Here is a 13,229-nt window from a genome sequence, read left to right on the forward strand (position 1 = left end):
ACTGACCAAAAAGGAGTGGATCAGTATGTTGCTCAATAAAAATGAGACGTTGTTGTTTACCGGAGATTCCGTGACCGATTGCGGGCGGGACCGAAACGGCTTGCCGGGGTTCTTAGGGGATGGGTACCCAAACATGGTCAGCGCTGCGCTGACCGCAATCTATCCTGAACTGACGATCAAGGTTCAAAACACCGGGGTCGGCGGTGACACCACCAATGAATTGCTTGCGCGATGGGACCGAGATGTGATCCAGCAACACCCTGACTACGTCTCGATCTTGATCGGGGTCAACGATGTCTGGCGGCACTTCGATGCGCCGTTCTACCACCCGACCGACCTCGTCACGCCGGACGGATATCGTGCCAACTATCAGGCGATGATTGATGCGACCCAAGACAAGGTCAAGCAGATCATCATCATCAGCCCGTTCTTTTTTGAGCCGGACCGGCACAACCCGATGCGGGCGATGGTGGATCAGTACCGCGCCATTGCTGAAGAACTGGCGACGACCAACGAGCTACGGTATGTTGATGTCCAAGCGGTCGTGGATCGTTATCTCACGTTGCACGCGAGTTACATCCTGACCGCGGATCGCGTTCACCCGAATTTTAAGGGGCATCTGTTGGTCACCAACACGTTCTTGCAGGCGATCGGATTTGACTGGCAGCATCAGTTCTGAGTGCGCACAAGACACCGTGCACCGGTGGTCGCACCAAGGGACCATCACGTGGACGAGGTAAGGCGGTTCGTCTCGTCAGGTCGGGGCCAGATTGCAGCCGGGCCTGGCGGTGGGTAGAAGCCGCGCAAGAAAGGGGAAACGATCATGACAGAACGACGACGACCTCAGGCCAGCGGCCAGCAGTTCGAGTGCCAGGACTGGCAACTTACCACGACGACGATCGCGACAGGCGGTCGCATGGTGGCACTTCAAGGCGACTTATCGATCACGCTCCCGCTGCAGTCGATCGAGATCCTCAGTCACGGGCGCGCGCCTCGAGTGATCGCGGTGCAGGTCTCGATGGACGCTCGAGATTGGGCGACGAAGTTCATCGCGCGTACCGATCGGCTCACGGTCGACCTGCATAACGCATCCACTCGGTACGTGCGGCTTATTTCTGATTGCCGTGACGACACGGCTGAGGCCCGGTCGTTCGAAGCCCCACAGTCATTTTTTCAAGCGCTTGGGATCGAACGAGTCAGCTTGGTGTCTGGCCGTGGGGTGCTGGCGATTCCCGCACCGGAGTGGTCAGAGGCGTTGCCGCAGGGTCAAGGGTGGACCGGCGGCGATGGCATTTATAGTTTTGACCTCGCCGCATTGGATGACCGGTCGCGGGTAGCTTTTGTTTTTGGGGACAGTTTTATCGGCTGTGTCGATCCGACGACCCGTCAACTCCACCATGATGTGATGATCAATAATTGCATGGCGGTGCTGGATGGGCACGCTCCAGAGGCGGCGAAGTTTCGTTTCTTCTATCCGCGGCAGCCCAATCAGACGCCGGTGAGTCTGTTCACCCCGGACGAGCAGTTAGGCCTGCGCAAGGACGCTTACTTTTGGATGCAAGACGGGGTGCTCATTGGGGCGCAGTTGCACTTTTTGCCGCTGATCGTCGTGCCGAATCCGCAGGGTCGAGAAGGGTTCGAGTTTGCCTTTGAGGGGACCGTCCACTTGACGGTCGGATTCAATGATGGCCAGGTCAATCTGGATTCTGTGACGCAGGCGCTTGCACCGATGCGGTATCGTGCCGGTAACGGTCGGGAGACGATCTTTGCTTCTGCTTATCTGCGCCGGGCGAACTACCCGCAAGAAGACGAGATGCTCTATGCGTACGGCGTACAGTCGTGGGAGACGCACCGGCCCGTCGCGGCGAGGGTGATCGCCAAAGACTTCGCCCGCTTTGATCGGTGGACGTATTGGGATGGTCGTGATTGGGTGGCAGACCCTAAAGCGGCAGTCCCGATCGCACCGGCAGTCTCCAGCGAGTTCAGTGTGAGCTATTGCGACGCGGGCTTTTACGCCGGTCAATACGTGCTGATCTGGCAACAGTGGGGCCCTGGCGGCAAGCTGGCGATGTACACGGCTGACCAGCCGGAAGGGCCATTCGAGTCCCACACCGAGCTGTATTACCCGCACGAGGCAGAGAACAGCGGCACGATATACGTTTATAACGCCAAGGCACATCTGCCCATCTCGGCGGCAGGTGAGTTGCTCGTCTCTTATAATGTCAACACGACGAGCTGGGCGGAGCACGAAACGAACGCAGACATCTACCACCCCCGGTTCGTGCGGTTGATCCAACTCCAGTAGGTGGACCAACTGGGCAGAGGGGCACCCGCCGCTGACGGGCCTTGTCAGTTGGGGGACTGGGTCACCTGTGCCTTGCGGTAGTTCAGTGGGGAGAGCCCCATGTGTTGTTTGAATTCGTGGTGGAAGGTCTTGACGCTCTGAAACCCGCAGGATTCAGCGATCTCCGGCATGGTCGCATCGCTGCCAACGAGGGTGAAGCTCGCCTTCATCAGCCGGTAGTCCAACAGAAAGTGGCCGAAGGTGCTGCCGGTGTTGCGCTTGAAGAAGCGAGCGAAGTACTGCGGGTTGAAATTCAGCAAGTCGGCGATATCCGTTAGCGTGATCGGTTGCCAGTAATGGGTATCGATGTAGTCGTAGACCATATTGAGCTGCGCCGTGATGGCCTCTGCCTGCAAGGTGGAGCGGTCCAGTTTTTCTAACGGTGGCCCGGCCATGTAGGGGAGCCGGTGGACGAAGCAATCGAGTAGCAGGTACAGATCACCAATCACGGTGGCACGCGCATTGGGCGCGTCGGCGGCCTTGAACAACCCCGCTAGGAGGCGGTGGACCTCTTTCGTCACGCTGCCGGGCCACGTGTGGCTCCATTGGGTGCGGTGCGCGAGAGCGGTGCTCATGGTGGTCAGACTGGTCTGCATCAGCTGAAAGTCGTAAAGCGATAGGTCGAACTGAAAGACCTTACGGATGCTGTTCGGCGTCGGTAAGAAGTAGTGCGGTTGACCGCTGGGGAAAAAGAAAATGTCGCCGGCGTTCAGCGTGTAGGTCTGCCCCGCGACGCCGATGCGCGTTTGATTCGTCACGGCCTCGATGATCTCGATCGCGCGGTGTCGGTGCGGGTAGACGGGGCCACTCCCGTCGTTATAAAAGGCACGAAACGGGAGTCGCTCGGGCCATGTCGGCAATTCAATGTAAGGGGTCATATGCGCTCCATAGTAGGTCAAGATACGGGACAATCAGGTCGCAAACTGGGGAAGAAAGGCGCTTCTCAGTTCATTATACTTAAGCCGTTCGAAAATGAAAGCGTGTACGAACATAGGAGGAGACTAAATGACAATCAAGATCGGGATCATCGGTTGTGGTGGGATCGCCAACGGCAAGCATTTACCTGCGTTGAGCAAACTAGCGGATGTCGCGTTAGTCGCGTTTTGTGACTTGATCCCCGAACGTGCCGAGACGGCCCGTGCACAATACGGGACCGCGGATGCGCACGTCTACACGGATTACCGTGAGATGCTGCAGGAGCCGCTGGATGTTGTGCATGTGCTGACGCCTAACGCCGCGCATGCCCCGCTGACCATCGCGGCGCTTGAGGCTGGCTGCGATGTGATGTGTGAAAAACCGATGGCCAAAACGGCAGCGGAGGCAACCGCAATGCTCGAGGCCGCCAAGCGGACCGGTAAGCTGTTGACGATCGGTTACCAGAACCGCTTCCGGCGTGATTCGCAGTACTTGCATGCCGTCTGCGAGGAAGGCGCGCTCGGGGAGATCTACTTTGCCAAGGCGCACGCGATCCGCCGCCGTGCCGTGCCGACATGGGGCGTATTTCTCGACCAAGAAGCACAAGGCGGCGGCCCGCTGATCGACATCGGGACACATGCGTTGGATCTCACGTTGTGGATGATGGACAACTACGAGCCCGCTTATGTCGTCGGTCAGACTTACCGGGCGCTGGGCGACAACCCGAATAGTGCAAACGCGTGGGGGCCGTGGGACCCGGCTAAGTTCACCGTGGAGGATTCGGCGTTTGGCTATGTGGTCATGAAGAATGGCGCTACGGTGTTCCTCGAATCCAGCTGGGCGCTAAACAGCTTGGACGTCAAGGAGGCCAAGACAACGCTGTGTGGTGCTAAAGGCGGTGCAGACATGGATCACGGGCTGACCCTCAACGGGGAAGATCACCAGACGCTGTGGCAAAAAGAAGTTGATCTGACCACTGGCGGAGTGGACTTCTTCGAAGGGGCGGGTGAGAATCCGGCCGATGTCGAAGCGCGTGCGTGGATCGATGCGGTCAAGACGCGGACGCAGCCAGTGGTCCGACCTGAACAGGCGTTAGTGGTGACGAAGATCCTCGAGGCGATCTATCAGTCTGCTCGAGAACATCGTCCGGTCAACTTTGAGGAGGTCGCACAATGATCAACGTTACCGTATGGAATGAGTTCCGACACGAACAAAGTGAGCCAGCCGTTCAGGCCGTATACCCGAATGGGATCCACGCTCAACTGGCCAGCTTCATCGAAGCGGGGGACGTCCACGTCCGCACGGCCACTTTAGATGAACCGGACAATGGGCTACCGCAAAGCGTGTTAGATGACACCGATGTCCTGCTGTGGTGGGGGCACGCTGCGCACAACGAGGTGGAAGACGCCACGGTGCAGCGGGTCTATGACCGGGTAATGGCGGGAATGGGGCTGATCGTTCTGCACTCGGGGCATTTTTCGAAGATCTTCCGTAAGCTGATGGGTACGACGTGTAACCTGAAGTGGCGTGAGGACGGGCACCACGCGCGTGTCTGGAACGTCAAGCCAAGCCACCCGATCGCGGCTGGGATCGGTGACCACATCGAACTGGCCCAAGAGGAGATGTACGGTGAGCAGTTCGATGTGACGACGCCGGATGACCTCATCTTTATCAGCTGGTTCCCCGGTGGTGAGGTCTTTCGCAGTGGCATGACTTACCACCGAGGCAACGGCAAGATCTTCTACTTCCAGCCGGGGCATGAGACGTACCGCAGTTACTATAACCCGGATGTCCAGCGCGTGATCCAAAACGCGGTGCGTTGGTGTGCGCCGGATCACCCGCGGCCACGACTGTTCGATCATTTCGACGCGCTCGAGCCACTCGAGCCCAAGGCGTGATGACTATGACGTTGAAAGCAGGCTTACAGCTTTACAGTGTCGGTGAGGCCATGTACCAAGCGCCTCTAGAAACGATCGCGGCGGTCGGGCAGATGGGCTATCAAGGCGTCGAGTTCGCCGGCTACCATGGGCAATCCGCGCATGACCTAGCCCAGGCGGTGCGCGATGCAGGTATGGTGACCTGCGGGAGTCACATCGGTCTGGATCAGCTGGTCAATGATCTGGCGGCGACCTTAGATTTCGAGGCCGCGTTGGGTAACCGACGCGTGATCGTGCCGGGGATACAGTGCGACACACCAGAGGCGTGGTACGCCAAAATGGCGACTCTTGACCAGCTGGCTGAAGCGTTGGCGGCGCGCGGGTTCCAGCTGATCTACCACAACCACGGCCATGAAGTCGCCACGTTTCCTGGGATCGACTTGCTCGACCAGATGACCAAGCGCACCCAGCACGTGCAGCTAGAAGTCGATACCTACTGGCTCGCATACGCCGGGATCGACGTGCTCGCATGGTTGACCGCTCACGCCGACCGGATCGCGATGTTGCACATCAAGGACATGGCGGTGACAGGAGACGAGAAGGAAAGTGTGATCCTTGAGACCGGGACCCTGCCGCTGACCGATTATCTCACCTTTGCGATGCACCACGGGGTGGACTGGTTGGTGGTCGAACAAGAGGCGTTCAGTCAGGCGGCGCCGGTGGCGGCAGCGCGGCAAAATGCGGTTGCCTTGAATCAACTCATTGGGAGGATCGAACAATGAAACTTGGTGTTTTCACCCCAGTATTCAATGCGTTAAGTTTTGACCAAATGTTGGATAAGGCGCAAGCGCTCGGCCTGCAGACCCTGGAGATCGGGACTGGCGGGAATCCCGGGACCGCGCACCTCGACCCGGATGCTTTGCTGGCGAGCAGCGACAAGCGCCGGGAGTATCTGGCCAAGCTGGCGGCACATGGTCTGACGATCTCTGCCTTCAGCTGTCATAACAACCCGATCGCGCCGGTGGCCGCGGTGGCGCAGAAGGCCGACGAGACCCTGCGCAAAACGATTAAGCTGGCCGCGCTGATGAACGTGCCGGTGGTCAACGAATTCTCGGGCGTTAGCGGGGGCAACGCGACCGATACGGCCTTGAACTGGCCGACGATCGCGTGGCCGACGGAGTATCGGGATAATTATCTCTTCCAGTGGGAGCGACGCTTGATCCCATACTGGCGCGACATCAACACGGTGGCGACCGCTGCTGGGGTCAAGATCGGGATTGAGCTGCACGGCGGGTTCCTCTGTCACACACCGTACACGATGCTGAAGCTGCGCGATGCGGCGGGCCCGGCTATCGGCTGTAACCTTGATCCGAGTCACATGTGGTGGCAGGGGATCGACCCGGTCGCAGCGGTCAAGATCCTCGGTAAGGCCGGGGCACTCGTTCATTTTCACGCGAAAGACACCTACCTCGATCCGGATAACATCAACATGCACGGGCTGACAGATATCCAGCCGTATGAGGACCTGACCGACCGCGCCTGGATCTTCCGGACGGTGGGGTATGGTCACGACCAGAAGACTTGGTCAGATATCATCTCAGCGCTGCGGCTATACGGTTACGACTATGTCGTGTCCATCGAGCACGAAGACGCGCTGATGTCGGTCGATGAAGGGCTGCATCAGGCGGTCAAAAACCTAAAGGCGGTGATGATCTCGGAGAGCCCTGGCGCGGCGTGGTGGACAGGCGATACGATCTAGTCCGCAGAACCGACCGGCTCGAGCCGGTCGGGACGTCTGCTGACATGGTCAAACAAGCATCTATTGGAGGGTAATGATGAAAGAGTTAATGATGGGGATCGTTGGGTATGGTGGCATGGGGGCGTACCATGCGCGTGAGTTGATCCCAGCTTCTGCCCATATTCGGCTGAAGGGCGCTTACGATATCGACCCGGAGCGGCGCAGTGTGATCGAAGCGGACGGGTTCATCGCGTATCCGTCTTATGAAGCGATGTTGGCCGATCCGGAGATCGATCTGGTGCTGGTCGCGACACCGAATGATCGTCACCGGCCGTTGAGCCTGCAGGCGCTTGCGGCCCACAAGCATGTGATCAGTGAAAAACCAGCGATGATGAACCCGGCAGAGCTTGAAGAAGTGCTCACGGCAGCTGCCGCAGCTGATCGGCAGTTCTTCGTGCACCAGAACCGGCGCTGGGATCCGGATTTTCGCGTGCTGACCCAGATCGTTCAGGCGCAGACCATCGGCGATGTGTTCCGCGTGGAGTCGCGAGTACACGGTGCCAATGGCATCCCGGGGGATTGGCGGCATTTTGCCCGATACGGTGGCGGGATGATCCGCGACTGGGGGGTGCACCTGCTTGATCAGCTGCTGGACTTACTGGACGGGCCGATCAGCCGGGTGACTGCGGAAACCAGTCAGATCCTCGGTGATGATTGCGACGACGGGTTCACCGTCCGACTGGACTTTAACAGCGGGGTCACTGCCGTGGTGGAGGTCGGGACGACCAACTATATCCCGCTGCCGCGCTGGTATGTCAAAGGCACACAGGGGACTGCCGAGATCCGTGACTGGGACTTACACGGTGAGCAGGTCATCGCGACGGGTGTTGATACTGTCGCCCCGACACCGGTGCGCGCCGGTGTCGGTCTGACCAAGACCATGGCTCCGCCGTCTGAAGCAGCGGTTCGCCACGCGTCGTTGCCGGCCGGGGTGCCGTTGTCGGTGAGCTTCTATGACAATGTGCATGACGTCATCTGCGATGGGGCCCCGCGTGTGGTCCAAAACAGCGAGGTCATGCGTGTCCTCAAGCTGATCGACGTGATCACTGCTTCGGCCGAGCAGCATCAGACGTTGCCATTCGAGTAACGGGCGCAGTGCACGGCACGGTCACGCAGATTGCTTTGGCCAAGTGTGTCGCGGCGCGATGTGACGCGCCACCAGTTGAACTGTTGATGTCACGGTCGGCCGGGTAGGCAGGACCAGCATATGGATTATATCGAGAGGTAAAGTCAAGCATGGCAGAGTTTGTGTTGTCGGCATTTGCCGACGAACTATCACCCGAACTAGAGACGCAGATCCAGGGGTTAGTCAATAACGGGATCCATCATATCGAAGTGCGCGGCGTTGACGGGATCAATGTCAGTGACCTGTCCCTCAGTCAGGCCCAGGCGGTCAAAGTGCGGCTAGACGCGGCGGGGATCCGGGTGTCCAGCATCGGGTCCCCGATCGGCAAGATCGGCGTGACGGATGATTTTGACGCCCACCTGATCAAGTTCCAGCACACACTAGACGTTGCGCAAGTCATGGGGAGCCCGTATGTGCGGCTATTCAGCTTCTATCCGCCGAAGGGCATGCCGGCTGCACAAGCACGCCCCGTGGTGATCGCGCGGCTGCAACGGATGCTGGCGGTGGCCAAGGCCTATCCGAGCATCACGTTATTACATGAAAACGAAAAAGAGATCTATGGGGATACAGCCGAACGCTGTCTGGATCTGATGCAGACACTCGCCGATCCGCAGCTGCGGGTGGCTTTTGATCCCGCTAATTTTGTGCAGTGCGGTGTTGACGTCTGGACGGCCTACGTGAAGCTAAAGCCATACATCGTCTACCTGCACGCCAAGGATGCCCTAGCGGACACCGGGACGGTGACTCCCGTTGGCCAAGGTGACGGGGACGTCGCCAAGGTTTTGGCGGCACTGGCACAAGATGGATTCAATGGGTATCTGTCCATCGAACCCCACCTGAGTGCGTTTCCTGGCTTTCGTCAGCTTGAGCGTGACCCGCAGTCGACTAGTAAGACGCGGGACGATCAAGCGGTGTTATTCAACATTGCCGCTGACGCGTTGATCACAACGCTGAGGCAGATCGGAGCGAATTGGCGATGACAGAGATCGTGAGGATCGGGATCATTGGCATTGGGAATATCGGCTCACGACACGCCGGCTACCTATCGCGCGGTGAGATCCAAGGCGCCCAGCTGGTCGCCGTCTGTGACATCGATCCGGCTAAGTTGAAAGACGCGGCGCGCTTCGGAACGTCGCTTCGGCAATACGCGACGGCAGCGGCGATGCTGGCAGATCCGGGCGTTGATGCGGTGATCATCGCGACCCCGCACTACGCCCACCCGACGCTCGCTGCGGCGGCGTTGCGGGCGGGCAAGCACGTGCTGAGTGAAAAACCGGTGGGTGTCTACACCCAGGCGGTGCATGAGCCGCTTGAAGTCGCGGCGCAACACCCTGAGCTGACCTATGCACTGATGTACAACCAGCGAATGAACCCGATGTACCAAAAAGCCCGTGCGCTCGTTCAAGACGGGACGATCGGGGAACTACGGCGCTCGAATTGGATCATCACGGACTGGTACCGGTCGCAAAGTTATTACGATTCGGGTGGGTGGCGCGCGACCTGGGCCGGTGAAGGTGGTGGGGTCTTGCTCAACCAAGATCCGCACCAGCTGGACCTGTGGCAGTGGATCTGCGGGATGCCTGCGCGCGTCATGGGCTTCGCGTATTGTGGTAAGCGGCGTGACGTCGAGGTCGAGACAGAGGCGACTGCCTATGTCGAGTACCCGAACGGGGCGACCGGCGTGTTCGTGACGACGACGACCGAGACGCCGGGGACGAATCGATTCGAGGTCGTGGGGTCCAAGGGTACGATGGTCATTGAGGATCAGCGGCTGCGGCTGCGCCTCAATCAAGTGGATGAGGCAACGTGGAACCGCACCTACACGGGCGGCTTCGGTCAGCCTGAGTCTCAAGAAGAACAACTCGACGTCGTGTTCGATGCGGATTCTGGCCACGCCAAGATCGTGCAGAACTTTGTCGATCATATCCGCACAGGGGCGCCGTTGATGGCCCCCGCCAGTGAAGGGCTTCGGGGACTATCGATTTCCAATGCGATCTACCTCTCCGCGTGGACTGGCGCCTGGGTCCCGTTGCCGATCGACGAGGCGCGCTTCTTGGCCGCGTTGAATGAACGTCGCGCACAGTCCGTGTTCAAGCCGACGCCGGGGCGGCGCTTGGACACCAGGGGGTCATACTGATGACACTGAAGTTTGGGATCATCGGGTGCGGAGCGATCGCACATGCCCACCTCGCGGCGATCCGGGCGCTGCCTGACGCCGAGCTGGTCGCTTGTTGTGATATCGATGCACGCAAAGGCGCGGCGTTCGCAGCCGAAGCGGGTCAGGTGGCCTTTTTCACCGACTACCGTGCGCTCTTGGCGACACCGGTAGACGTGGTGACGATCGCCACCCCGCACGTATGGCACGCCGAGATGACGATCGCGTCGCTTCAGTCGGGCAAGCATGTAATCTGTGAAAAACCGATGGCGCTCTCACCGCGTGAAGCGGCGGCGGTGGCCCAAGCGGCGACGGCGAGCCGCACACAATACGCCGTGTGCTTCCAAAACCGGTTCAACCCGACCTACGTTGCGGCGGCACACTTGCTACACAGTGGCGATCTAGGGCAGCTGCGCGGGGTCAAGGCAGAACTAACGTGGCGACGTGACGCGCAATACTATGCCGCGGCGGATTGGAAGGGGCGGTGGGCAACGGAAGGTGGCGGGGTGCTGGTCAACCAAGCAATCCACACGCTTGACGCCTTGTGCTGGCTTGCCGCGACCCCGACACGCGTGTGCGCGCGTATCATGACGAGCCGACTGTTGGGGGCGATCGAGGTCGAAGACGCGGCGATGGTGACTGCGGAGCTCCCCGGTCAAGTGCCCGCCGTGATCTTCGCCAGCAACAATTATTCGAGTGATCCAGCCCCCACGCTGACATTCGATTGCACGGGTGGTGTGTTGGCACTGTCGATGGACACCCTGCGCGTGAACGATCACGTCGTCGATCACCGCACACTAGGACCGATCGATGGGGGCAAACCGGCGTGGGGCAGTGGTCACAGCCGGTTGTTCGCAGCGTTCGCACACCGCATCCAAGGGGGCACGGACCCACTTGACGGTCACCTCGTGGGGTGCGCTGCGCAAAACACGGTGGCCTTGCTGGCGGCGATCTACCGAAGCAGTGCCAGCGGTGACTGGGTGGCGGTCTGAGCGGACGAAGACGCGAAACACCAAAGATGCGGGGCCAAGGTCAGGCGGCTCCGCATCTTTGGTGTGTTTGGGGACTGTTTCAGATCGCGTTGGTCAACTGGCGGCTTGATCAGTGAGCATCGTCAGTCGCACGCTGGAAACTCTGCGATCCGCAGTTTGGCCCCTCCATAAGGCACTAGGCGAACTTCTGTCGCGCCGGTTAACTCGGGATGGAAGGGCGGCTCCTCGGCTGAATTATGGCGGCGCCCCCACCCCGTGACTTTTTGACCAGTGGTCGTCAGATAAATGGGGGATCGATCGGCGTCGAACGCCTGGCCACTTTCATAAGGGGTCTCGTGTCGCTGGTAAGCCGCGTGGCGACTGAGTGCGACTGCCCAATCGTCCGTAGACGTGACCGCCCAGTCTTGGAGCGGGGCGGTGCCGCCGAGCAGCGTCCAGTGTTCCGTCAATGGTGCGGCGAACAATAGTGGCCCGTAGTGTACGGCTAAGGCATGAGCGGGTCGGTCATCGAACCGGACATCGGTGACCAGTGTCAGGGTGATCACTTGATCGCCTGTGCACTCGAGTGTCAAGTAGTCCGCGGTCCGGGCCACCGGAGCCGCGTGCCCGTTGCAGGCAAGCGTGACTGATGACGCCCATTGCGGGATCCGGATCTGGAGTTGAATGGGATGGGTGGTCTGTACGCTGATCGTGTTGGTGAGGCCGAAGGGGTAGTTGCCGTCGACTTTGATCTGGACGTCCGGTGTCTCTAAGGTACAAGGAACGAGACTTTGGCAGACGTAGGCGTTCTCTGTTTGCATCCAGGCCGCGGCCACGAACTTGGGCCAACCCTGATGCAAGTTGGCCGTGCAACAGCCGAAGTGAGGGGTCAGCCCGAACGTGTTCGCATCCGGACCGTTCTCCGTCCAGTCACGGGGAGCGACGGTGCAGCTGATTTGGTTGACTTGTTGGTCGTATTGATGTGACCTGAAATCCCGTGAGATCGACGCCGGTAATGCATTGAAGGCTGCTTCCTCCAAGAGGTCGCCGTAACGGGTGTCACCGGTGTAAGCCAAGCCGATTTCGGCCGAAAACATGAATTCGACAATGCCACATAGCTCGAGCCCCTGACTCGGTGAAGTGCCCGCTAGCCATTCGTCACCGGCTAGTAGCCCGTGTGCTTGTCCGTGGTACTGCCGTAGTTGCTGCCAGGCGGCGTGAAAGGCGGTCAGTTGCTTGGGGTCACCAGTCAGTCGATAATTGACGGCAAAGGCCTTGAGCCCCATCATCACGTTTACGATGTGGCTTTCAGGGTTGAACCGTGTGAGCGGGCGCGTGAAGGGCAGCGCCGCATAAAGTGCGCCCCAATCGGTGGACTGCGCGTAGAGCTGCTTCATCAACGGCGGAAGTGCGGCATCATGTGTGCGGTCGTATAACCACAAATAGGGCACGATATTATCGCAACCACGCGGCACCGCCCAGTCGGAGAGGGGCCGATGATCCAGCTCCTGGGCCTGGTACCGCGCATACTTGAGCATGAACGGGATCACGCGGGGATCACCCGTCGCTTCCTGGTATTGCGTGAGGCCCTTCAAGACGATCATCCTGCTCCACCAGTCGACGTTGCTGGTCGGGCCAAACCAGCCCGTCTCATCCTGACTGGCTAATATCCAGTCGATCCATTTTTGGGCCTTAGCGATCAGTGACGCGTCGTCAAGGGCGTAAGCGAGTGGAATCAAGCCGTCTAGGTAGTAAGGGCCGCGCTCCCAGCCGTCGCCAGTTCCGCCTAACCAGCCGTTATTGGGGCCGACGTCTGGCCAGACCGCTTCTAGGTTGCCGGTCAATCCAGCCGCTTGTAGCATCAGTTCTTCCTTCAACCAGCCCATCGGTTTAATGGTCCCCAAAGGAAATGTGGTGAAATGCGCAGGGCGAATCGTCTGTTCTTGTCTCATCAAAAAAACGCCTCCTCTTTTCACCCCTTATTATTAAGCGCTTTCGCCGCACCATCAATGTTATAATTCAACTGAAGATTTGTCATTTTAG

The 13,229-nt window shown here is 59.4% G+C and carries 12 protein-coding genes; 10 read left to right on the top strand and 2 right to left on the bottom strand.

The annotated features are described in order from the left end of the window. Nucleotides 1–25: 25 nt before the first annotated feature. Nucleotides 26–679, top strand: a complete 654-nt coding sequence (locus HII33_RS04340; RefSeq protein WP_179394555.1) for an SGNH/GDSL hydrolase family protein — start codon at nucleotides 26–28, stop codon at nucleotides 677–679. A 144-nt stretch (nucleotides 680–823) separates the two neighbouring features. Continuing rightward, a complete protein-coding gene (locus HII33_RS04345) occupies nucleotides 824–2,305 on the top strand; it encodes a DUF4185 domain-containing protein (RefSeq protein WP_179394556.1) in 1,482 nt (493 codons plus the stop codon). Nucleotides 2,306–2,349: 44 nt separating this feature from the next. Here HII33_RS04345 and HII33_RS04350 read toward each other — a convergent pair whose 3' ends face one another. After that, nucleotides 2,350–3,222 (bottom strand): helix-turn-helix transcriptional regulator, encoded by an 873-nt coding sequence (locus HII33_RS04350; protein ID WP_179394557.1) that lies wholly within the window; start codon nucleotides 3,220–3,222, stop codon nucleotides 2,350–2,352. Between the two features lie 127 nt (nucleotides 3,223–3,349). On the opposite strand from HII33_RS04350, the gene HII33_RS04355 reads away from it, so the two are divergent. The 8 genes from HII33_RS04355 to HII33_RS04390 all read left to right on the top strand — a co-directional run bounded on the left by HII33_RS04355 (nucleotide 3,350) and on the right by HII33_RS04390 (nucleotide 11,207). Continuing rightward, nucleotides 3,350–4,435, top strand: coding sequence for a Gfo/Idh/MocA family protein (locus HII33_RS04355; protein ID WP_179394558.1), 1,086 nt, complete (start codon nucleotides 3,350–3,352; stop codon nucleotides 4,433–4,435). Continuing rightward, nucleotides 4,432–5,157, top strand: a complete 726-nt coding sequence (locus HII33_RS04360; RefSeq protein ID WP_179394559.1) for a ThuA domain-containing protein — start codon at nucleotides 4,432–4,434, stop codon at nucleotides 5,155–5,157. Before HII33_RS04355 ends, HII33_RS04360 begins: the two co-directional genes overlap by 4 nt. A 5-nt stretch (nucleotides 5,158–5,162) precedes the next feature. Next, entirely contained in the window at nucleotides 5,163–5,918 is a 756-nt protein-coding gene (locus tag HII33_RS04365; protein WP_179394560.1) for a sugar phosphate isomerase/epimerase family protein, read from the top strand. Then, on the top strand, nucleotides 5,915–6,895 hold the full coding sequence (locus tag HII33_RS04370) for a sugar phosphate isomerase/epimerase family protein (protein WP_179394561.1): 981 nt from the start codon (nucleotides 5,915–5,917) through the stop codon (nucleotides 6,893–6,895). Before HII33_RS04365 ends, HII33_RS04370 begins: the two co-directional genes overlap by 4 nt. Before the next feature lie 76 nt (nucleotides 6,896–6,971). Next, nucleotides 6,972–8,021 (top strand): Gfo/Idh/MocA family protein, encoded by a 1,050-nt coding sequence (locus HII33_RS04375; RefSeq protein WP_179394562.1) that lies wholly within the window; start codon nucleotides 6,972–6,974, stop codon nucleotides 8,019–8,021. Between the two features lie 149 nt (nucleotides 8,022–8,170). Next, the gene (locus tag HII33_RS04380; RefSeq protein ID WP_179394563.1) at nucleotides 8,171–9,040 is read left to right on the top strand and encodes a sugar phosphate isomerase/epimerase family protein; all 870 of its coding nucleotides are present in this window, start codon (nucleotides 8,171–8,173) and stop codon (nucleotides 9,038–9,040) included. Continuing rightward, complete coding sequence (locus HII33_RS04385; RefSeq protein WP_179394564.1) at nucleotides 9,037–10,197, top strand: Gfo/Idh/MocA family protein; 1,161 nt, start codon at nucleotides 9,037–9,039, stop codon at nucleotides 10,195–10,197. Before HII33_RS04380 ends, HII33_RS04385 begins: the two co-directional genes overlap by 4 nt. Further along, nucleotides 10,197–11,207: a Gfo/Idh/MocA family protein gene (locus HII33_RS04390; RefSeq protein WP_179394565.1), complete on the top strand. Its 1,011-nt coding sequence runs from the start codon at nucleotides 10,197–10,199 to the stop codon at nucleotides 11,205–11,207. The genes HII33_RS04385 and HII33_RS04390 overlap by 1 nt, the downstream gene beginning before the upstream one ends. A 122-nt stretch (nucleotides 11,208–11,329) precedes the next feature. Here the strand turns inward: HII33_RS04390 and HII33_RS04395 are convergent, their stop codons facing one another. Next, complete coding sequence (locus HII33_RS04395; RefSeq protein ID WP_179394704.1) at nucleotides 11,330–13,138, bottom strand: beta-L-arabinofuranosidase domain-containing protein; 1,809 nt, start codon at nucleotides 13,136–13,138, stop codon at nucleotides 11,330–11,332. Nucleotides 13,139–13,229: the final 91 nt, after the last annotated feature.

This window comes from Lacticaseibacillus absianus (assembly GCF_013407595.1).
In the GTDB taxonomy this organism is placed as follows: domain Bacteria; phylum Bacillota; class Bacilli; order Lactobacillales; family Lactobacillaceae; genus Lacticaseibacillus; species Lacticaseibacillus absianus.

Excerpts from the sequence above, each read along its gene's own strand:
- HII33_RS04340 (WP_179394555.1), top strand. The coding sequence starts at position 26 with ATGTTGCTCAATAAAAATGAGACGTTGTTGTTTACCGGAGATTCCGTG.
- HII33_RS04345 (WP_179394556.1), top strand. The coding sequence starts at position 824 with ATGACAGAACGACGACGACCTCAGGCCAGCGGCCAGCAGTTCGAGTGC.
- HII33_RS04350 (WP_179394557.1), bottom strand. The coding sequence starts at position 3,222 with ATGACCCCTTACATTGAATTGCCGACATGGCCCGAGCGACTCCCGTTT.
- HII33_RS04355 (WP_179394558.1), top strand. The coding sequence starts at position 3,350 with ATGACAATCAAGATCGGGATCATCGGTTGTGGTGGGATCGCCAACGGC.
- HII33_RS04360 (WP_179394559.1), top strand. The coding sequence starts at position 4,432 with ATGATCAACGTTACCGTATGGAATGAGTTCCGACACGAACAAAGTGAG.
- HII33_RS04365 (WP_179394560.1), top strand. The coding sequence starts at position 5,163 with ATGACGTTGAAAGCAGGCTTACAGCTTTACAGTGTCGGTGAGGCCATG.
- HII33_RS04370 (WP_179394561.1), top strand. The coding sequence starts at position 5,915 with ATGAAACTTGGTGTTTTCACCCCAGTATTCAATGCGTTAAGTTTTGAC.
- HII33_RS04375 (WP_179394562.1), top strand. The coding sequence starts at position 6,972 with ATGAAAGAGTTAATGATGGGGATCGTTGGGTATGGTGGCATGGGGGCG.
- HII33_RS04380 (WP_179394563.1), top strand. The coding sequence starts at position 8,171 with ATGGCAGAGTTTGTGTTGTCGGCATTTGCCGACGAACTATCACCCGAA.
- HII33_RS04385 (WP_179394564.1), top strand. The coding sequence starts at position 9,037 with ATGACAGAGATCGTGAGGATCGGGATCATTGGCATTGGGAATATCGGC.
- HII33_RS04390 (WP_179394565.1), top strand. The coding sequence starts at position 10,197 with ATGACACTGAAGTTTGGGATCATCGGGTGCGGAGCGATCGCACATGCC.
- HII33_RS04395 (WP_179394704.1), bottom strand. The coding sequence starts at position 13,138 with ATGAGACAAGAACAGACGATTCGCCCTGCGCATTTCACCACATTTCCT.